The organism is Pantoea dispersa, assembly GCF_014155765.1.
In the GTDB taxonomy this organism is placed as follows: Bacteria; Pseudomonadota; Gammaproteobacteria; order Enterobacterales; family Enterobacteriaceae; genus Pantoea; species Pantoea dispersa.
Window position 1 is genome coordinate 1,249,170 of record NZ_SCKT01000001.1, and the last position, 20,637, is coordinate 1,269,806.

The following is a 20,637-nucleotide window of genomic DNA, read 5'->3' on the forward strand; positions in this document are numbered from 1 at the left end:
GAAAAAACCACGGGCAAGCCCGTGGTCGGAATTAACAGCGATGTCGCTTACTGGTGAACGGCAACCTGCTCACGCCCTTTCACCCGGTCAACCACCGCAGCAATCACCAGCATCGCCAGCGACGGCGGCAGCCAGGAGAGTCCCTGATCGGCCAGCGGCAGATGCTGGCTAAACAGCGGCAGCGCATCTTTAAAGCTGGTGGTTTTGATGGCGTCGACGATACCAAACAGCAGGCTGATCAGCATGGTTGGCGCAATGATGCGCGTGCTGCGATTCCACCAGCTCAGGGTAAAGCTCAGCACCACCAGTACGATGCACGGCGGATAGATAGCCGTCAGCACCGGAATCGAAATCTGAATCAGGTGGCTGAGACCGAGGTTCGACACCAGCATGGCGAACAGGCCGAGAATAAACACCAGCGCTTTATACGACAACGGCAGGTATTGCGCAAAGAATTCTGCGCAGGCGCAGGTCAGGCCCACCGCCGTAACCATACAGGCGACGAAAATCAGCGCGGCGAGGAAGACACTGCCCATACCGCCGAAGGTCTGCTGCACGTAAGCATGCAGAATCGCCGCGCCGTTAGCGTTCTGATCGACAATCGCGCCGCTGCCGGAGCCCAGCTTGAACAGGCTGAGGTACACCAGCGTCAGGCCAACACCGGCGATCACGCCGGCCAGCATGGTATAGCGCGTCAGCAGTTTACTGTCTTCCACGCCACGTGAACGCGCCGCATTAACGATGACGATACCGAACACCAGCGCGCCGAGCGTATCCATGGTCAGATAGCCGTTCACGAAACCGCTGGAAAAGGCCGCACGCTGGTAGTCGGCGGTGGCCGGCGAAATGCCGCCAGCCGGCCACAGCAGCGCCGCGACGCCCAGAATGGTCAGCGCGACAATTTTCAGCGGTGCGAGGAAGTGACCGACGGTGTCCAGCAGCTTGCCCGGATAGAGCGAAATGCCAATCACCAGCGCGAAGTACACCAGGCTATAGATAAACAGCGGCAGCGGGCCGTCGCCGGTCAGCGGCGCAATCCCGACTTCAAATGAAACGGTCGCGGTGCGCGGCGTGGCAAACAGCGGGCCAACGGCGAGATAGCACACGGTGGCGAGCAGCAGACCGGCCGCTTTACCAATCGGTGAGCTGAGCGCATCAATACCGCCGCCAACGCGCGCCAGCGCGATCACGGTCATCACCGGTAAACCAACCGCGGTGATCAGGAAGCCGAAGGCGGCAATCCAGACATGTTCACCAGACTGAATACCGACCATAGGCGGGAAAATGATGTTTCCTGCGCCAACGAACAGGGCAAAGGTCATGAAGCCCAGCGCCAGGATATCCCTGGAGGTTAAACGATGTGTCATAAACTTCTGTACTGCCTGTAGCTGATGTTGCGGTGGAAGTTGGGTTTGTGTTGTCCCCTGGATGCGCGAAAACAATGGCTTAACTGGCTTGACCAGTGCGTTATGCGGGCCGAATCGGTACAGCGCAGGTGATTTAAACTGCTTTTCTTCTGTTCACAGAGGGATGAATCGACAACGGCGCAAATTAAAACGTTTATAGCGAAGAAAGGCAATACAGGATCGGAAAACCAGAAGGATATAACAGGAAAGCGTCAGAACGCAGTGGATAAGCAGGAAATAGTCGGAAAACACCTGAGATGATTTGCTTAAAGTTTCTGCAAAGCGAGCGATCTCCTTGCAGAAACCGCCGCAGAGATGCACAAAAGGCGCGCTTTACGCGCCTGTTTGCACAACTTTACAGCATCACCACACCTGTTGTGCGATGTCGACAACCAGACGAATCTTCTGCCACTGCTGCGCTTCGGTCAGGCTGTTGCCCTCTTCCGTTGACGCAAAGCCACACTGCGGGCTGAGGCAAATCTGGTCGAGGCTGACAAACTGCGCCGCTTCCTGCAGGCGCGCCTTCACCTGTGCAGCGTCTTCCAGCTCGCCGGTTTTGGTGGTGATCAGCCCTAATACCACCTGCTGATGACCCGGTTTGATGAAACGCAGCGGCTCAAAGCCACCGGAGCGCTCATTATCGTACTCGAGGAAAAACGCGTCGATGTTCACGCTGCCAAACAGAATTTCCGCCACCGGCTCGTAGCCGCCTTCCGAGATCCAGGTCGAGCGGAAGTTACCGCGGCACACGTGCAGGCCGACGGTGAGATCCGCCGGTTTATCTTCCAGCGCGCGATTCAGCACCTGCGCATAAATGCGCGCCAGCTGTTGCGGATCTTCACCGCGCTCGCGAATTTGCTGCTGCTGATCGCCTGAACACAGGTACGCCCAGACGGTGTCATCCAGCTGCAGATAGCGGCAGCCAGCGTCGTAAAATGCCTTGATCGCATCCTTGTAAGTCTGTGCCAGATCGGCGAAGTACTGCTCCAGATCCGGATACACCGTGGCATCAATCACTTTACGGCCGCCGCGGAAGTGCAGCACGCTCGGGCTGGGAATGGTCATTTTCGCCACCGCATCGCCAGCCACGCTTTGCAGGAAGCGGAAATGGTCCAGCATCGGATGCTGCGGGTTAAAAGCGACTTTGCCGGTGACCTTCACGCCGTGCGCTTTGGTCTGCACGCCGTTGAACTGAATGCCCTGATCGGCCTCAAACAGCTCAACGCCGTGCAGATCGCCAAAGAAATCAAAGTGCCACCAGGCGCGGCGGAATTCTCCGTCGGTCACTACCTGCAGACCGCTGGCGCGCTGCTGCTCCACCACCTGGCGAATCGCATCGTCTTCTACCTGACGCAGCTGGTCGGCGCTGAGGGTGCCATTGGCGAACTGCTCGCGTGCATGCTTAATGGCAGCGGGACGCAGAAAACTGCCGACGGTATCGGCGCGGAACGGGGCGGTGTTGCGTTGCATATTCACTCCTGCACTGACACATAATTGCGTCAGGGTATAATTGCGTACGGTTACTTTTGGCCATCTGGATGGCTATATGTCCATAAGAGTGACATGCCGCCCCACCGGCGGCAATGGAAGAAAATTCAGGGGACGTGAAAAAAATTCATGATCGGTCAGCGTGAATTAGTTTTGCGCAATCGCCGCGCGCGCCTGCGCGATCTGGCTATCGGACAGCGGCAGGTAGCCGGCCTCCGTTACACGGCGCTGGCCCTGCGCAGAGAGCACCTGCTGCAGAAAGGCGGCGACCAGCGGCGGCAGCGGTTTGCCGGGCGCCTTGTTAACGTAGATATACAGCGGGCGCGACCACGGATAGCGGCCGCTGCGGATCGATTCGGCATCCGGCATGACGCTGTCGCCGCTGGCGGTGACGATCGGCAGGGTTTTCACGCCGCTCAGGTGAAAGCCAAAGCTGGCATAGCCGATGCTGTTCGGCGTGCTGGCGACCGCCTGCACCACCGCCGCCGAGCCGGGAAACTCCGCGACGTCAGCGCGGAAATCGCCGCGACACAGCGCCTGCTGCTTGAAGAAGCCCCAGGTGCCGGAAGCGGAGTTACGGCCAAAGCGCTGAATACTGCGCGTTGCCCAGTTCGCCGTATGCAGGCCAACATCGCCCCAGCGCTGCGGCACCTGCTGTGCGCCGCACAGCCGCGTCACGGAGAACAATGCATCCAGCTGCGGCTGACTGATGGACGGCAGCGGATTGTCCTGATTAACCACCACCACCAGCGCATCCATCGCCACCGGCACCGCCAGCGGTGCATAACCATAGCGCGCGATAAACAGCTGACGCTCATCCACCTGCATCGGCCGGCTCATGGCGCCAAGCTGAGCGGCCCCGGCGGCCAGCGCGGTCGGCGCCGTCGACGATCCCGCCGCCTGCACCTGCACGTTGACGCCCGGCGACTGACGGCTGAAATCTTCGCCCCACAGCGTCATCAGATAGCCCAGCGTGTCCGAGCCCACGCTGCTCAGGTTGCCGGTCAGCATGCTTTGCTGAGCCGTCGCCAGCAGCGGGCACAGCAATAAAAGAGAGAGCAGCAGCGATTTCATCACAGAGTCCGGTGGCGTTTACTGCGCCACATTCTCGCGGATTCCGTTCGCCACAATCAAGCGCGGTGGCAGCACGAAGCGGAAGCAGGTTTCCTGATGCGGCACGCTGCTGATCTCCAGCCGCGTGGTGTGGTGGCCGAGCGCGTGCTTAACAATGGCCAGCCCCAGCCCACTGCCGCCAGTGGCGCGCGAGCGCGCTTTATCCACGCGGTAGAAGCGTTCGGTCAGGCGCGGCAGATGCTCCTCGCTGATGCCGGGCCCGTTGTCGCACACTTTAAATTCGGCGCCCTGTTTGGTGCGCAACCAGCTGATGTCGATGCGCGTGCCATCCGGCGTGTGGTTCACCGCGTTATACACCAGATTGGAAATCGCGCTGCGCAGCTGTTCATCATTGCCGAACACCTTCAGATGCGGGTCGGTGTGGAAATGGATGCTGTGACGGCCCTGGCTGAGGGTTTCCGCCTCGCGCTGTAACAGCAGCAGCATGGTCGGCACATCCACCGTCTCTTTCAGATCAATGGCGGGGGCCGCTTCGATGCGTGACAGCGTCAGCAGCTGCTTCACCAGGCTGTCCATGCGTCGTGTCTGCTCCTGCATGGTACTGAGCGCCTTGCTGCGGGTGCGCTCGTTCATCCCGACATCGTCCATCATCTCCAGATAGCCCTGCAGCACCGTCAGCGGGGTACGCAGTTCATGGCTGACGTTGGCGAAGAAGTTACGCCGCGCCCCTTCCAGCTGGTGCATCTGGGTGACGTCACGCGCCACCATCAGCCACTGCCCTTCGCTGTAAGGCATGACGCGGAACTCCATGTGATGCTGATTATTCAGCACCAGCGTCAGCGGCTTGTTGAAGTCGCGCTGGCGGATATAGCGGGAGAATTCAGGGTAGCGCAGCAGGTTGAGGATATTCTGTCCATTATCTTCTGGCCAGCGCAGCCCGAGATGCTGCTGAGCGAGACCGTTACACCAGAAAATGGTGCCCTCTTCGGTGGTGAGTACCACCGCGTCCGGCAGCGACTCGGCCCCGCTGCGAAAGCGTTTGATCAGATTGCCCAGCTCGCGCCGGCGGCGGCGATTGCGCAACTGCATTTGATACAGGCCGTAAAACAGCGGTTCCCAGCTGCCGCGCCCGGTGGGCGGCGTCATTGAACGATCAATCCACAGCCAGTGCGACAGCCGCATCAGATTTTTGAAGTGCCAGAACAGCACGCCGCACACGGCCAGTAACAGCCACCACGGCAGATAGCCAACCAGCAGACCCAGCACCAGCGCAGGCAGACACACCAGCGCCAGCTCGGTCAGTAATCTCTTCCAGGAGAGTCGTTCCAGCACGGTAAAAGACTCCGTTTAGTAGCGGGCAGAGAAACGATACCCTGTTCCGCGAACGGTTTGTACCATGCGATCGTGGCCGGAAACTTCCAGTGCTTTACGTAAACGACGGATATGCACATCCACGGTGCGGTCTTCCACATACACGTTAGTGCCCCACACGTGATTCAGCAGCTGTTCGCGGCTGTATACGCGCTCCGGATGCGTCATAAAGAAGTGCAGCAGTTTGTATTCGGTCGGTCCCATTTCCAGCGGCGTGGTTTCGGACATCACGCGATGCGAGGAGGGATCGAGGCTCAGCCCCTGCATCTCAATCACCTCTTCCACCGCCATCGGTGAGATGCGGCGCATCACGGCTTTAATGCGCGCCATCAGCTCTTTGGGCGAGAACGGCTTGGTGATGTAATCATCGGCGCCCACTTCCAGCCCGCGCACGCGATCTTCCTCTTCACCGCGCGCCGTCAGCATCATCACCGGAATATCACGCGTCATGGCTTCACGCTTTAAATGTTTGATGAACTGAATGCCGCTGCCGCCGGGTAACATCCAGTCCAGCAGAATCAGATCGGGCCAGGGTTCGATCAGCTTGCCAATCGCGCTGTCATAGTCCTCAGCCTCAATCGGCTGGTAATCGTTTTGTTCCAGCACGAAACATAACATTTCACGGATGGGAGCTTCGTCTTCCACAACCAAAATGCGCTTAGCCATTATTACTCCTGCGATTGTGACGGCATGTCACGGGGGTTTGCGGCGCCATTATGCGTCAGTTTTGTGACACTTTTATGAAAAACCCACCTCATGATAATCAGATAAAAAGCGCAATTGTGACAACCGGTTTCGCTTTTTTTTCATTGCGTTGTTAAGCGGTTATACTGCCGCTTTGCGATAGCAGGCACGGAGCATTCATGCGCATTATTCACACCGCTGACTGGCATCTCGGTCAGTTCTTTTACAGCAAAAGCCGCGCCGCCGAGCACCAGCAATTCCTCGACTGGCTGCTGGCCGCGATTGTGCAGCATCAGGTGGATGCACTGATCGTCGCTGGCGACCTGTTTGACACCGGTTCGCCGCCCAGCTACGCGCGCGAACTGTTTAACCGTTTCGTGGTGGCGCTGCAGCCCAGCGGCTGCCAGCTGATTGTGCTGGCCGGCAACCATGATTCGGTCGCCACGCTGAATGAATCGCGCGAGCTGCTGGCCTGCCTCAATACCCGCGTCATTACCAGCGCCACGCCCGGCGGCGAGCAGCAGGTGCTGACGCTGCAACAGCGCGACGGCACGCCGGGCGCGCTGCTGTGCGCCATTCCCTATCTGCGTCCGCGCGACATCCTGCGCAGCCAGGCGGGTCAGTCCGGTCGCGATAAGCAGCTGTCGCTGCTGCAGGCGATTGAGCAGCACTATCAGCACTGTTATGCCGCCGCTGTGGCGCAGCGCGAAGCCATGGGCAGTACGCTGCCGATCATCGCCACCGGGCATCTCACCACCGTGGGCGTCAGCAAGAGCGATTCGGTGCGTGATATCTACATCGGCACGCTGGACGCCTTTCCGGCGCAGGCCTTCCCGCCAGCCGACTACATTGCGCTGGGCCACATCCATCGTGCGCAGCGCATCGCCGACAGCGATCACATCCGCTACAGCGGTTCGCCGATTGCGCTCAGTTTTGATGAGCTGGGGCGTGAGAAAAGCGTATTCCTGCTGGAATTTAGCACCCGGCTGGAGTCCGTCACACCGCTGGTTATTCCGTCATTCCAGCCGATGCAGATGTTAAAAGGCGCCATGGCGGAGATCGAACAGCAACTGACCGCGTTTCACACCTATGAAGGCGATCTGCCGGTGTGGCTGGATATCGAAATCACTACTCAGGAGTACCTGAGCGACCTGCAGCGCCGCATCGAACAGCTTACCGACGCGCTGCCGGTTGAGGTGCTGCTGGTGCGCCGCAGCCGCGATCAGCGTCAGCGCAGCCTGGCGCGGCTGGAGAACGAAACCCTGAACGAACTGAAAGTTGAAGAGGTGTTTGCCCGCCGGCTGGCGCTGGAGGAGCAGCTGGAGGATGAACAGCGCGCGCAGTTAACGCAGCTGTTTCGCAGCACGCTGGCGACGCTGGAGGATCCGGGCGCATGAAAATTCTGACGTTACGTTTTAAAAACCTCAACGCGCTGCGCGGCGAGTGGTTTATCGATTTCCGCCGCGAGCCGTTTGCCAGCAACGGGCTGTTCGCCATCACCGGCGCTACCGGCGCGGGTAAAACCACGCTGTTGGATGCCATCTGTCTGGCGCTCTATCACCAGACGCCGCGCCTTGGTGGCCTGTCGCAGAGCGAAAATCAGCTGATGACGCGTGACACCGCTGAATGCCTCGCCGAAGTGGAGTTTGAGATCAAAGGTGAAGCCTGGCGCGCCTTCTGGAGCCAGAACCGCGCGCGCGGCCTGGCGGAAGGTAAACTGCAGGCGCCGCGCGTCGAACTGGCGCGCGTGGCGGACAACCAGATCGTCGCCGATAAAGTCGGTGACAAGCTCAAAGCCATCGAAACCTTGTCCGGTCTCGATTTTGCCCGCTTCACCCGTTCGATGATGCTGTCGCAGGGGCAGTTTGCCGCCTTCCTCAATGCCAAACCCGGCGAGCGCGCCGAGCTGCTGGAGGAGCTGACCGGCACCGAAATCTACGGCCACATCTCGATGCAGATCTACGAGCGCTGGCGCACGGCGCGCGCGGCACTCGACACGCTGCGCGCCCGCGCCGGTGCGGTGCAGTTGCTCGACGACGCCCGCCGCGCCGAACTGGCGCAGCAGCTGGAGCAGCTGACCCGCACCGAACAGGATCTGAGCGAGCAGCTGGCGCAGGCCCAGCAGCAGCAGCAGTGGCTGACGCAGCAGCAGCAGCTCAACGCGGAGCAACAGCAGGCGCAGCAGGCGTTGCAGGCTGCCGCCACGGCCTGGCAGCAGGCGGAAGGCGATCGCCAGCGGCTGGCGCGTGCTGAACCGGCAGAGAAGCTGCGCGACAAACTGCAGCAGCGCGAACAGCTGCAGCGCGACCAGCAGACACTGAACCAGCAGGCGCAGCAGTTACAGCAGCAACAGCAACAGGCGCAAGCGGCGCTGCAGCAGGGGGAAAGCCACTATCAGGCCGCACAGCAGGCACGTGAACGCGCGCTGGCCGAACAGCAACAGCTGGAGACGCTGCTGAGCGAACAGGTGATCCCGCTCGATCAGCAGATCGCCAGCCGTGCACAGCAGCTTGAGCAGCAGCAGGCGCTGCTGAGCGAACAGCAAAAAACGCTGTTACTCAGCCAGCAGGCGCTGGATCAGCATCAGCAGGCAAGTGAACGCTTACAACAGCAGCTGGCGCAGCAGCAGGCGTTTCGCCTGAGTGAAGCCGCTGTCGCCCGCTGGGGCGGCGAACTGGCGCGCTGGCAGGCCGAACTCGCCCGGCTTGAAGAGCGTGAGCAAACGCTGACGCAGCTCAGCGCGCAGCAGCAACAACTGCAAAGCCAGCTGGAACAGCAGCAGCAGGCGCTGCAGGCGCGCGAACAGGCGGCACAGCCGCTGCAACAGGCAGAAGCCGCGGCACAGCAGCAGCGCCAGCAGGCGGAGCAGGTGCTTACTTCGCTGGAAGCGGAGATCGCCAGCCCGGCGCTGCGGACGGCGCTGGCGCAGCATCAGCAGCAGCGCGGCGCACGTCAGCAGCTCAGCCTGCTGGCGGCACAGTGGCAAACGCTCCAGCCGCAGCGCCAGCAGCGTCAGCTTAAACTGCAGCAGTTACAGCAGCATGCTGAGCAGGAAGCGCTGGCGTTGCAGCAGCTGCGCGAGGAGTACAAGCGCGAGCATCAGACGCTGCTGGATGTGCGTCGCCTGTGCGAGCTGGAGCGCACCATTATTCAGCTGGCCGACGAGCGGGCCCGGCTGCAGCCGGAACAGCCCTGCCCGCTGTGCGGCTCCTGCCAGCATCCGGCCATCGACCGCTACCAGCAGTTGCAGCCAGATGAAAATCAGCAGCGGCAGTCGGCGCTGGAAACGCACGTGGCGCAGCTCAGGGAAGCCGGCACCGCGCGGGGCGAGCAGCTTAAACTGTCGCAGCAGCAACAGCAGGCGCTGCAACAGGAAATCGCCGATCTCGACCAGCAGATCGCCGCCACCCGCGAGCGCTGGCAGGCGCTGTGCGGTGAGCTGGCGCTTACCTTCAGCGCTGAACAGCACGCAGAATTCAGCGCCTGGCAGCAGCAGCAGGACGCGCTCGAAGCCCGCCAGCAGCAGCAGTTGCAGGCGCGTGAACAGGCGGCCGTCACGTTGCAGCAGGCCAAAGACGCGCATCTGCAACAGCAGCAGCGCTGGCAGCAACATCAGCAGCAGCAACAGCTGGCACAGCAGCAGCTGGCCAGCGCCCGGCAGCAGCGGGATGGGATCGATCAGCGCGTCAGCGGTGAACGGCAGGCATGGCAGCAGCAACAGCAGCAGCTGGAACAGCAGCTGGCTGCCCATCAACTTAGCCTGCCGGCAGCGCCCGAGCGCGCCGGCTGGCTGCAAACGCTGCAGCAGCGCTGGCAGCAGTGGCAGGAAAGTGAGCGGTTACTTGCTGAGCTACAGCCGCAGCTGGCGAAAAGCGAAACGGAAGGAAGCAGCCTGCAGCACGCTCTGGCGCGTGAACAGCAGCAGGTCGCCAGCCTGCAGCAAGCCCTTAACCACCTGCAACAGCAGCAGCAGGCCCAGCAGCAGCAGCGCCAGCAGCTGTTTGGCGACCGGCGCGTGGCGGACGCGCGTCAGCAGCAGCACGCCACGCTGCAACAGCATGACCAGGCGCTGGCGCAACAGCTGCAGCGCTGGCAGCAGGCGCAAAGCGAACTGCACGGCCTGAAAGGTCAGTATGAACAGATTGTCAGCCAGCAGCAGACGCTGGCGCAGCGCGCAGCGGACGCCGAAAGCGCCTTCCGGCAGGCATTGCTGCTCAGTGATTTCGCTGACGAAAGCGCCCTGCGCGCCGCGCTGCTGGCGGAAGATGAGGTGCAGACGCTGCGCCAGCGGCTGCAAACGCTGGAGCAGCAGCATCAGCAGCACACCGCGCTGCATGCCAGACTGGCGCAGCGGCTGAGCGATCACCAGCAGCAGCGCCCGGCTGCGCTCAGCGATGCCGATGCTGGCTCCATCGCCATCCGGCTGGAGCAGCTGCGCGTGGCGCTGCGTGACAACGCACGCCAGCAGGGGGAAGCGCAGCAGCAGCTGCACAGCGATACCCGGCAGCGTCAGCAGCAGCAAACGCTGCTGGCGCAGATCGCCGCTGACGAAGCGGAACTGGCACAGCTAAGCCGCCTCAACGATCTGATCGGGTCGGCCAAAGGCGACAAGTTCCGCCGCTTTGCTCAGGGCTTAACCCTCGATCATCTGGTGTGGCTGGCAAACCGCCAGCTCGATCGCCTGCACGGCCGCTATTTATTGCAGCGCCGCGTCAGCGATGAGCTGGAGCTGGAAGTGGTGGATACCTGGCAGGCCGATGCCACGCGCGACACGCGTACGCTGTCCGGCGGCGAGAGCTTCCTCGTCAGCCTCGCGCTGGCGCTGGCGCTGTCCGATTTGGTCAGCCATAAAACGCGCATTGAATCACTGTTTCTCGACGAAGGCTTCGGCACGCTGGATGCCGAAACGCTGGACACCGCGCTGGATGCGCTCGATGCGCTCAACGCCAGCGGGAAAACCATCGGCGTGATCAGCCACGTGGAAGCGATGAAAGAGCGCATCCCGGTGCAGATCCGGGTGCGTAAAATGAACGGGCTCGGTTACAGTAAACTGGAGCTGCCGGGCGAGTGATGCGTGAAGTGGCGCGGCGATCAGCTGATCGCCGCGCCAGCGAGATTAACGCGTAACCGGCGCTTTGTAGCGCGGACCGGCCAGCAGACCACCCTGCTCGTTCTGCGCTAACAGACGTGCGCTGGTGACACCAGCAATAGTGTGCGCTTTGTCACCCGCGTTGCTGGCGATCTGTTTGATCGCCGCCGACACCAGCATGCCAATGATGCCGCCGTTGCTATTGTTACTGTTCTCAGAATCATTGGCGGTGGCCATGCCCTGCCACAGCTCTTTACCGCTGCGCAGATCGACCAGACGGGCAGTGGCCGAGACCGTGGTCACCGAATCAACCACCAGATAGCTGCTGCCATAATCGGTAATCGAAATGTACAGTGCGCTGTCTGCGTTGAAGATGTCATGCAAGCGCTTCGTGCTCACCGCCTGAATTTCATGCCCGTTGCTCAGGCCGTTTTGCTGGAAGGTCTCTTCCACCACCGCCACCGGGAACACGTAGTAACCCGCTTCCGCCAGTGGCTGGGTCACCAGCGAGGTGAAGCTATGCGACGCGTTGATATCCGGCGCACGGTTATCGGCAGGCAGCACCAAAATAGACGCCGGCTTACTGGCACGGAAGGCGCTGTAGTCATACGGTTTCTTATTCTGGGCACAGCCGGTCAGCAGCAGCGCCGCGAATACGCCGCACACGGCAATCAGTTTTTTCATTGGTTCACTCCTTTTTTCTTCATCAGAAAGTCCATGTACGGGGCCGATTCCGGAAACAGCTGCTTCTCAAGGGCGAACTGGCTGAAAGCTTTATCCGTATTGCCGTTTTTGGCGTACAGCAGGCCCAGCTGGGCGTGCAGACCCGGTGCTACCGGCTTGTTCACCGCTTTGGCCTTTTCGATATCCAGATTCAGCGCATCAATCTGCTTCTGCGGATCGCTGTCTTTCTGGTAATAGCTGTACACCTGCTGCTGGTAATCACCCCAGTAGTAGATCGGCTCCGGTCCTTTTGGCGCACAGCCGGCCAGCACGCCTGCCGCGATCAGCGCGGCGCTCAGTTGCAGTAATTTCATCGTCAATATCCTTATTTCACCGGGCGCCATGCGCCGTTATTGATGCCATCCACCAGGTGGTCGACCGCTTCACGGATCGCCAGATCCATCACTTTGCCGTTCAGGGTAGAGTCATAGCTGGCGGTGCCGCCAAAGCCGATCACCTCACGCGCTGACAGCTGGTATTCACCCGCGCCCTGCACGCTGTACACCACTTCTGAAGTGGTCACATCCACCACATTCAGGTTCACTTTGGCGTAAGCGATCTGGCTTTTACCGCGTCCGAGGATGCCCCACAGCTGCTGGTCGCCCACTTCTTTGCGCCCGAACTCGGTGATGTCACCGGTGATGATGTAGTTAGCGCCCTTGATGTTCTGCTGGCTGTGTTTGAAGTCGGCTTCCTGCTGCAGCTCTTTCAGGTTGCTGCGATCCAGCACGTTGAAGCGATTGGTCTGCTGCAGATGCGTAATCAGAATGGTTTTGGATTGGTTGCCCAGACGATCAACGCCGTCGGAGAAAATCCCATTCATGTATGACGAACGGTTATCAAACTGTCCCACTGCGATTGGGCTGCGCACGCCCTGATAAGCCGGCTGGCTTGCGGCGCGAACCTGAGGCGCATCGATGGCGCGCGACGACTCGGTGGCACAGCCACTGAGCAGCGCGGCGCTTAACAAGGAGAGTGCCGCAAAGGCATATTTCTTCTGCATTTCTGGTCCATGAATAAAGGAAGGGATAACACCGCCACCAGGCGGCAAATTCTGGTTATGCCGACAGTCAGAGTAATGCCATAGCATTCCCTGCTGCGGTCTGTAGACTGTCGGCAGCAGCGCCAGGAATCTTTAGCGAAAATGCAGGCTTATTAATGAATTTAATTAATCGATTAGCGAGACTATCAGGTGGGTTAGTAATGATGGTGGCGCTCAGCGCCTGCCAGCAGGTGGCCGCGCCGGCCCCCAGCCTGGCCAATCAGTGCCAGCCGCAGGACAATGCTGACAGCGCCGCCTGCCACTGGAGTGAAGCACTGCAGCAGCAGCTCAATAAGCAGTTTCACGATGCGGCGCGCTATGCCGGACAGCAGTGCTGGGTGCGCCTGGAGTGGCAGAACAGTGGGCGCTACGCGGTGACGCAAACCCAGGGCGACGAAGCGCTGTGTTTGCGCGCGTGGCAGCTTATTGGTCAGTCGCGCGGCTTACCGCCTCCGCCGCAGCGCGACCAGCCAGCGTGGTTTGGCTTTGCGCCACACCGGCCTGACTTACCAGCCCATCCTGGCGCCACTGGCGCGGGCTGATGCCGAACCAGCGGCGGAAGGCGCGGGAAAATGCGCTGACCTCGGAATAGCCGAGCAACAGCGCCATCTCCGAGATGGGCAGCTGTCTTTGCTGCAGATAGTGCGTGGCCATTTCGCAGCGCACCTTATCCACCAGCGCGCTAAAGCTGATGCCCTCTTCGCGCAGGCGTCGCTGCAGCGACCAGCTCGACAACCCCATTTTGCCAGCGATCTCCTCAAGTACCGGTTCGCCCTGAATGAGCGTCAGGCTGACCTGTGAACGCGCCTGTTCGAGCACGCTCTGCACGCTGGCGCTGCTGTTTAGGCGGCGAATGGCATCCTGCATCACCATCAGCAGCATCGCATCCTGCTCCGGCATGGCGCGCTGCAGGTCGCGTTTCGCGATCAGCAGTGAGTTAAACGGCTGATCGAACCAGACCGGCGCATCAAACACTTTGCAGTGCTCGTGCCACTGCTCCGGACGCGGATGTTCAAAGTGCACCTCGCGCGGCGCCCAGTTTTTGCCCGCTACGTGGCGAATCAGGTTGAGGAACATGCCGAGCGTCAGCTCCGCATCCTGACGGCGTGCCAGGATCGCCCCGTGGCGCACCTGATAATCGAGCCGCCAGCAGTCGCCCTTGTCCACCAGCCGCGTCAGCGTATCGTGCTGGTGCCAGGGAAACGCGTTCACCACATTGTGCAGCGCCTGCTCCAGCGTCGGCGAGCACAGTCCGATGTAGCCAATTAACCCTAATGACTGCGGTTTGAACTGCCTGCCGTAATGCAAACCGAAGTTATCAAAGCCGGAGTGGCGCGCCGCTTCTTCCATCACGCGGCAATAGTTCACCAGCCCGAGGCTCAGTGTCGGGCTGGCCAGCAGTTCAGAATCGATACCGCTGATGCCAAAGATGCGATCGACATCGCCGCCTTTATCCGTAATGAAGGCGCTCAGACCGGTCGCCGCCGCGGCCAGAACGCCACGGTTGCTGGCGGGTGTGGCAAACGCGCTGAAGGCATCAGCAGCAGAGATGAGTGATTGCATGGGAACCTCTCAGGGATCGCACGGATAACAGAATGAAGGGATCCAGCAATTTTCATACCAGCGTCACCCGGCGGCGCGCGGTGCAAGGCAGTGCACCGCCTGGCCGCCGCTGGCGCGCTCCCGGCGGCGATCAGCGTCCCTGTCAGCGCGCCTGTGACGGCTGGCGCGCTTGATGCGCAGGCACCAGATTACGCCATCAGCGCGCGCCGCTGCCCTCTGCTGGTGCAGGTCACGCGCCTACCGGCAGCTGGCTGCTCTCAAGATAGCGACGGCACAGCCGCACCGAATGGCTGGCCCAGTGCGGCCCGAGGCTGAGCGCCATCTCGGTATCGGCGTGCGTGCCCATCCACGCCGTCATCTGGATACGACGCTGGATCAGCAGCGTCGGCACCAGCGCCATCTCAGCATCACTGATGTGCGCCACGCGTTCATAGCCGAGGATCCAGTTATCCACCCACTCCGCCGCACGCGGATGGTGCTCGACGAAGCTGATCGCGGCCGCCAGATCGTGCAGATACCAGCCCATGCCGCAGTCGTCGAAGTCGATCACCCGGGTTTCGCCTTTGTGCAGCAGCAGATTGGTCAGACGCAGATCGGCGTGGATCAGGCCGTAGCGATCGCGCTCTTTACCAAATTCCGCCAGCGCCTGCCCGGCGCGATCCACCGCCGCTGCGATAATGCCGTGATCGGCCGGATCGAGATGCGGCGCATCCTGCCAGCGCCCCCAGTGGCTGTGCTCGCTGACCATGGTGTGATGATCCCAGATAATACGCTGAAAACCTTCGGGTTTCTGCCAGCTGCGGCTGTGCTGATGCAGGCGCGCGGTGATAGTACCGAGCTGCTGAAAGGCTTTGGGATCGACGTCGGTGGTCGGCATCTCGCCGTCAATCCAGTGGAACAGCACCGCATGACGCGTGCTGCCGTCCGCCAGCGTCAGCGTCAGTACGCTTTCACCGTCGCGCGCCGGAATAGCCTGCGGCACCATGATGCCGGTCTCGCGCAGCGCATCGAGCCACATCAGTTCACTGAGAATATCCGCTTTGCTGTGGTAATCCGGGCGGTGCAGGCGCAGCGCGTAGCGTTTGCCGCCAGCACGCAGCAAAAAGGTGGCGTTCTCCGAACGGCACAACAATTGCAGCTCACCGTGCAGCGCGGCGGGATAGCAGGCCAGCGCACGTTGCGCCAGCAGGGTGATCTCGGCATCGGTCAGGGATTCGGCTTGTTTGGCGCTCATTCATCACTCTCCAGCATCAGTCTCTATAAACCAGTGTTATCAGCATGGGATGAGGTCGTCCTGACTGCCTGACCGCAGAACAGCAAAAGTTGACCGCAGCGTACAGCCAGCGCTTTTTCTGGCAGCGAGTTGACCGCAGAGGACAAAACTCACTGCGCCGGCGTCAAGTTTTCCCGTCCCGGGCAGCGGCATTATCCCTTCACTGTAGCGCAAACCCACAATAGCGCGGTGCCAACGCCGCACAACAAGCATGACGGGGAGATGAAGATGACAGGCAAACTAAAACCCACGCTGGGCACCCTGCATTTATGGGGTATTGCGGTTGGACTGGTGATTTCCGGTGAGTATTTCGGCTGGAGCTATGGCTGGGGCGTGGCCGGGACGCTGGGATTTCTGATCACCACCGCGCTGATCGCCACGCTTTATACCTGCTTTATTTTTAGCTTTACCGAACTGACCACGGCGATTCCGCACGCTGGCGGGCCGTTCGCTTACAGCCGTCGGGCATTTGGCGAAACCGGTGGTCTGATTGCCGGTCTGGCGACGCTGATTGAGTTCGTGTTCGCCCCGCCGGCCATCGCCATGGCGATTGGCGCCTACCTCAACGTACAGTATCCCGATCTCAACCCCAAAACGGCGGCGGTCGGCGCTTATCTGTTGTTTATGGCACTGAATATTCTCGGCGTGAAGCTGGCCGCGATGTTCGAACTGGTGGTGACGGTGCTGGCAGTGCTGGAGCTGCTGGTGTTCATGGGCGTGGTATCGCCGGGTTTCAGCGTCGCTAACTTCGCCGCCAACGGCTGGGCTGGCAGCGATCATTTTGGCATGCCAGCGCTGTCCGGCATCTTTGCCGCCATTCCGTTCGCTATCTGGTTTTTCCTCGCCATTGAAGGCGCGGCGATGGCGGCCGAAGAAGCCAAAGATCCGAAGCGCACCATCCCGAAAGCCTACATCAGCGGCATTCTTACCCTGGTGGTGCTGGCGATTGGCGTGATGCTGCTGGCCGGCGGCGCGGGCGACTGGCGCAAGCTGTCGGACATCAACGATCCGCTGCCGCAGGCGATGAAGATGATCGTTGGGGAGCACTCTAACTGGATGCATATGCTGGTGTGGATCGGCCTGTTTGGCCTGGTCGCCAGCTTCCACGGCATCATCCTTGGCTACTCGCGTCAGTTCTTTGCCCTGGCGCGCGCGGGCTATCTGCCGCCCAGCCTGGCGAAGCTGTCGCGCTTCCAGACGCCGCACCGCGCCATCATCGCCGGCGGTGTCATCGGTATCGCCGCCATTTACAGCGACGGACTGATCAATTTGCAGGGCATGACGCTGACGGCGGCGATGATCACCATGGCGGTGTTCGGCGCAATCGTGATGTATCTGATGAGTATGCTGAGCCTGTTTAAGCTGCGCCGCAGCGCACCGGATCTGGAGCGCAGCTTCCGTGCGCCGGGCTATCCGCTGGTACCGGGCATCGCACTGGTGCTGTCGCTGGTGTGTCTGGTGGCGATGCTGTGGTTTAACCCGGTAATCGGCGGATTGTTTGTGGCGATTATGGTGCTCGGCTACCTTTACTTCCTCGCCACCAAAGCTCAGCGCGAGCGCGCACCGCAGGACTCCATGCTGGTCGGCGAGTAACAAACGCATTGCCCCTGCCCTTCAGGCAACGGAGACGGGTACACAGAGCCCTTTGTGTACCCGTCTCTTTCTGCCCCACGCGATAAATCCATCCCACCACAGCACCGCTCCGATCATGCTGCTGTGATACCTTTTTTGCATGACGAAAATGACAATTCATTACGCGTAATCGGGGTGCAACAATCAAAAAACACGCAAAAGGAGCCACTATGCACACCCGACATTTATCGCAAACCCTGACTGTCAGTTCGATCGGCTATGGTGCCATGGGACTGAGCGAATTTTATGGCCAGACAGACGACACCGCTTCACTGCAGCTGTTACACACGCTTATCGACCTGAATATCACGTTTATCGATACAGCGGATATGTACGGGCGGGGCCATAATGAGCGGCTGATTGGCCACTTTCTTGCCGGTCTGGATAACACCACGCGTGAGCAGTTTAAAATTGCCACCAAGTGCGGTATCGATCGCCCTGCGGACCAGGCTTATGCCCGGACGATTAACAACCAACCTGACTACATCACCCGCTGCTGTAATGAATCGCTTAAAAGGCTTGGCGTTGAGCGCATCGATCTGTTCTATCTTCACCGCGTGAGCCAGGCTACGCCGATTGAAGAGAGCATGGAATGCCTGAGCCGCCTCGTTAAAGCGGGTAAGATCAACCACATTGGCCTGTGTGAAGTTTCTGCTTCAACACTGCGCCGGGCCCATGCCGCCCACCCGATCGCCGCCCTGCAAACCGAATATTCACTGTGGACGCGCGATATCGAAGCTGAGATTCTGCCGGTGGTGAAAGAGCTGGGTATAGGTTTAGTTCCCTACTCTCCGCTGGGCAGAGGGTTTCTGACCGGAAAGTATCGTCATAACAGCGTCTTCGCTGAGGGTGATTTCCGCAAAAATAATGCGCGCTTTAGTCAATCCAGCCTCGACCATAACGCCCAGCTTCTTGACGCGGTGCACCCGCTTGCTGAAAAGTACAGCTGCACGCCGGGGCAGATTGCACTGGCCTGGCTACTGGCGCAGTACGACAAGCTGATCCCCATTCCGGGAACGAAACAGCCCCGCTATCTGGCAGAAAATGCGCAGGCCGCCGATATCGTGCTGGAGCAGGCAGATATCGCCTTACTGAACGCTATCCACCAGCATATTGAGATCAGGGGCGAGCGCTATTCTCAGGAAGGGATGAAAAGCATTAATGCCTGAAGCCATAACCGGGTAACGCCCGGTTATTTTTTCTGACGTCGCGCCGCCAGCCTGCTGCGCGTCCAGACCGATTAACCCCATATCCTGCTGATCTTTAGCGGGGTAGAATAACGTCTTTGATTACCCGGATGGACTCTATGGCGACGGCAGAGCACCTTATCAGCAACCATCTCCCCAGCGTGAAACAGCTTCAATGCTTTCTTGCGGTTGCGCACGAGCTGAACTTTCGCCGGGCCGCCGAACGGCTCAGAATGACTCAGCCTCCGCTAACCCGACAGATTAAGCGCCTTGAAGCCGTGCTGGAGCAGCCGTTGTTTAGCCGCAGCACCCATGACGTCAGTCTGACGGACGCTGGCCGGGCGCTGGTAATCAAAGCGGAGAAGATCCTTCAGGCGCTGAATGAACTCAAGCCAGGCTCGCTTTCTTCAGAAAAGCGCCTGCGTATCGGCCTCACCCGCACGCTGAATTTTGCACTGATTGCGCCCATTCACCAGCAACTGCTGAAACTGGACGCCGCCGACGATGTGGAAACGCCCGATCTGACGTCTGCGCAGTTGCTGCAGTGTCTGGCAAAAAACCGCCTGGACCTGGTACTGACGGGCGAAAGGGCAACCGGCCACGAAGATACCGTTCAGTACCAGTGGATCGGTCGTGAGCCGTTGCTGGTAGCAATGCCGGCCAGACATCCGGCCAGCCTGAAAGAAAAAGTCTCGCTGGAAGCGATCGGTGATTTACCGCTGTTCTGGTTTGCCAGAAGCGCAAATCCGTCGTTCTACGATAAATGTGAACGCTTGTTTTCACAGCTCCACACCCCGCTTAAAAGAGTTAAAGAGCCCGATGATTCACTGGTTATGCTGACACACATTGCCAGAGGAAAAGGCTTTGCCCTGATGCCGCAGTCGAAATGTACCTTTCATCAGGAAGGATTGTGTTATCGCGCACTGGCTGACGATGAAGCGCAAAAACTGCATATCGATATTTATGCCGCCATCCGACTGAATGAAAACCGGCCAGCCGTGCTGCATGCGCACGATATCGTGTGTCACGCCGGTCAGTTAAGCCAACACTGACCCGCTTCGGCCCCCTCTTCCGCTGGAAGAGGGGTTAAGCACGCATAAAGCGTCGTTACGCTACCCTTTCACCGGCCACAGCCAGGCGGCACCGCGTACGCCGCTGGAGTCACCGTGCACCGCTTTCAGCACCGGCGTTTCGCACTCGCGGCCGAACACCCACTGTTTCATCAGCGTCGGCACCGTCTGGTACAGCCGATTATTGTTGCTCATGCCGCCGCCGAGCACGATCACATCCGGATCGAGCAGGTTTACCACCTGCGCCAGCGATTTGGCCAGCCGCGTTTCATAACGGCTCATCGCCAGCTCGGCCACCGGATCCTGCTGTTCGATCAGCCGGATGATCTCCGCGCCCTTCAGCGCCTGTCCGCTGAGACGCTGATAATCAATGGCGAAGCCGGTGCCGGAGACAAACGTCTCAATACAGCCCTGCAGCCCGCAATAGCACGGCACTTCCGCGCGATAGCGCAGTTCGTCTTCATCCATCCACGGCAGCGGATTGTGCCCCCACTCACCTGCGTTACCGTTACCGCCAATGCGTGATTCTCCGTTGATGGCCACGCCTGCGCCGGAACCGGTGCCAATGATCACCGCAAACACCAGCGGCTGGCCTGCGCCTGCGCCATCAACCGCTTCGGAAACCGCCAGGCAATTCGCGTCGTTGGCGATGCGCACGTCACGATTCAGCGCACGCGCCAAATCTTTGTCCAGCGGCTGGCCGTTGAGCCACGTCGAGTTAGCATTTTTTACCCGCTGGGTATAAGGAGAAATCGTGCCGGGAATGCCGATGCCGACGGTTCCCTGCTGCCCGGTCTGCGCTTCCGCCAGCAGGACTAAATCGACAATCGCCTGCACCGTGGCCGCATAGTCGTCACGCGGGGTATTCACGCGGTGGCGGAACAGCTCCTCGCCCTGGTCAGACAGCGCAATCACTTCAATTTTGGTGCCGCCTAAATCAATACCGATACGCACGATTTATTCCTCATTATTCGTTCAGGTGACAGATACAGTAGAAGGCTGAATCGGGAAAGGCAATGAAACCACTCCGATGTT

17 protein-coding genes are annotated in these 20,637 nt (G+C 60.2%); 6 read left to right on the forward strand and 11 right to left on the reverse strand.

Translation table 11 applies throughout. The features are described from left to right. Positions 1 to 47 precede the first annotated feature (47 nt). The 5 genes from brnQ to phoB all read right to left on the reverse strand — a co-directional run bounded on the left by brnQ (position 48) and on the right by phoB (position 6,005). The gene (gene brnQ / locus H7K56_RS06055; RefSeq protein ID WP_021507147.1) at positions 48 to 1,367 is read right to left on the reverse strand and encodes a branched-chain amino acid transporter carrier protein BrnQ; all 1,320 of its coding nucleotides are present in this window, start codon (positions 1,365 to 1,367) and stop codon (positions 48 to 50) included. A 402-nt stretch (positions 1,368 to 1,769) separates the two neighbouring features. Next, a complete protein-coding gene (locus H7K56_RS06060; RefSeq protein WP_150361488.1) occupies positions 1,770 to 2,876 on the reverse strand; it encodes a cobalamin-independent methionine synthase II family protein in 1,107 nt (368 codons plus the stop codon). 165 nt (positions 2,877 to 3,041) lie between these two features. After that, positions 3,042 to 3,968, reverse strand: a complete 927-nt coding sequence (locus tag H7K56_RS06065) for a PstS family phosphate ABC transporter substrate-binding protein (protein WP_058781206.1) — start codon at positions 3,966 to 3,968, stop codon at positions 3,042 to 3,044. 18 nt (positions 3,969 to 3,986) lie between these two features. After that, entirely contained in the window at positions 3,987 to 5,300 is a 1,314-nt protein-coding gene (gene phoR / locus H7K56_RS06070) for a phosphate regulon sensor histidine kinase PhoR (RefSeq protein ID WP_059010574.1), read from the reverse strand. 15 nt (positions 5,301 to 5,315) lie between these two features. Then, the gene (gene phoB / locus H7K56_RS06075) at positions 5,316 to 6,005 is read right to left on the reverse strand and encodes a phosphate response regulator transcription factor PhoB (protein ID WP_021507143.1); all 690 of its coding nucleotides are present in this window, start codon (positions 6,003 to 6,005) and stop codon (positions 5,316 to 5,318) included. Positions 6,006 to 6,202: 197 nt separating this feature from the next. On the opposite strand from phoB, the gene sbcD reads away from it, so the two are divergent. Beyond that, a complete protein-coding gene (gene sbcD / locus H7K56_RS06080; RefSeq protein ID WP_150361486.1) occupies positions 6,203 to 7,420 on the forward strand; it encodes an exonuclease subunit SbcD in 1,218 nt (405 codons plus the stop codon). Continuing rightward, positions 7,417 to 11,094, forward strand: a complete 3,678-nt coding sequence (locus tag H7K56_RS06085; RefSeq protein ID WP_182688964.1) for an AAA family ATPase — start codon at positions 7,417 to 7,419, stop codon at positions 11,092 to 11,094. The genes sbcD and H7K56_RS06085 overlap by 4 nt, the downstream gene beginning before the upstream one ends. A 45-nt stretch (positions 11,095 to 11,139) precedes the next feature. Here H7K56_RS06085 and H7K56_RS06090 read toward each other — a convergent pair whose 3' ends face one another. Genes H7K56_RS06090 through H7K56_RS06100 form a run of 3 tightly spaced genes read right to left on the reverse strand, consistent with a single transcriptional unit; the run spans position 11,140 to position 12,838 of the window. After that, positions 11,140 to 11,796, reverse strand: coding sequence for a DUF799 domain-containing protein (locus tag H7K56_RS06090; RefSeq protein ID WP_021507140.1), 657 nt, complete (start codon positions 11,794 to 11,796; stop codon positions 11,140 to 11,142). Continuing rightward, positions 11,793 to 12,149 carry a DUF4810 domain-containing protein gene (locus tag H7K56_RS06095; RefSeq protein WP_021507139.1) on the reverse strand — a complete coding sequence of 119 codons (357 nt, stop codon included), beginning with the start codon at positions 12,147 to 12,149 and terminating at the stop codon, positions 11,793 to 11,795. The genes H7K56_RS06090 and H7K56_RS06095 overlap by 4 nt, the downstream gene beginning before the upstream one ends. A gap of 11 nt (positions 12,150 to 12,160) precedes the next feature. Beyond that, a complete protein-coding gene (locus H7K56_RS06100; protein WP_021507138.1) occupies positions 12,161 to 12,838 on the reverse strand; it encodes a CsgG/HfaB family protein in 678 nt (225 codons plus the stop codon). Between the two features lie 200 nt (positions 12,839 to 13,038). On the opposite strand from H7K56_RS06100, the gene H7K56_RS06105 reads away from it, so the two are divergent. After that, on the forward strand, positions 13,039 to 13,419 hold the full coding sequence (locus tag H7K56_RS06105; RefSeq protein WP_249042767.1) for a cell envelope integrity TolA C-terminal domain-containing protein: 381 nt from the start codon (positions 13,039 to 13,041) through the stop codon (positions 13,417 to 13,419). Here the strand turns inward: H7K56_RS06105 and qhpR are convergent. Both qhpR and H7K56_RS06115 read right to left on the reverse strand, forming a co-directional pair. Next, a complete protein-coding gene (qhpR, locus tag H7K56_RS06110) occupies positions 13,301 to 14,440 on the reverse strand; it encodes an AraC-like transcriptional regulator QhpR (protein ID WP_150361721.1) in 1,140 nt (379 codons plus the stop codon). The genes H7K56_RS06105 and qhpR overlap by 119 nt on opposite strands. A gap of 229 nt (positions 14,441 to 14,669) precedes the next feature. Then, positions 14,670 to 15,674, reverse strand: a complete 1,005-nt coding sequence (locus H7K56_RS06115) for a phosphotransferase enzyme family protein (protein ID WP_150361722.1) — start codon at positions 15,672 to 15,674, stop codon at positions 14,670 to 14,672. Positions 15,675 to 15,941: 267 nt separating this feature from the next. On the opposite strand from H7K56_RS06115, the gene eat reads away from it, so the two are divergent. The 3 genes from eat (at position 15,942) to H7K56_RS06130 (ending at position 19,584) form a co-directional block, all read left to right on the forward strand. Next, entirely contained in the window at positions 15,942 to 17,306 is a 1,365-nt protein-coding gene (gene eat, locus H7K56_RS06120) for an ethanolamine permease (RefSeq protein ID WP_058758051.1), read from the forward strand. Between the two features lie 209 nt (positions 17,307 to 17,515). After that, positions 17,516 to 18,514: an aldo/keto reductase gene (locus tag H7K56_RS06125; protein ID WP_150361723.1), complete on the forward strand. Its 999-nt coding sequence runs from the start codon at positions 17,516 to 17,518 to the stop codon at positions 18,512 to 18,514. A gap of 137 nt (positions 18,515 to 18,651) precedes the next feature. Continuing rightward, a complete protein-coding gene (locus H7K56_RS06130; protein ID WP_150361724.1) occupies positions 18,652 to 19,584 on the forward strand; it encodes a LysR family transcriptional regulator in 933 nt (310 codons plus the stop codon). A gap of 60 nt (positions 19,585 to 19,644) precedes the next feature. Here the strand turns inward: H7K56_RS06130 and mak are convergent, their stop codons facing one another. Then, a complete protein-coding gene (gene mak / locus H7K56_RS06135) occupies positions 19,645 to 20,556 on the reverse strand; it encodes a fructokinase (protein ID WP_150361725.1) in 912 nt (303 codons plus the stop codon). Positions 20,557 to 20,637 lie beyond the last annotated feature (81 nt).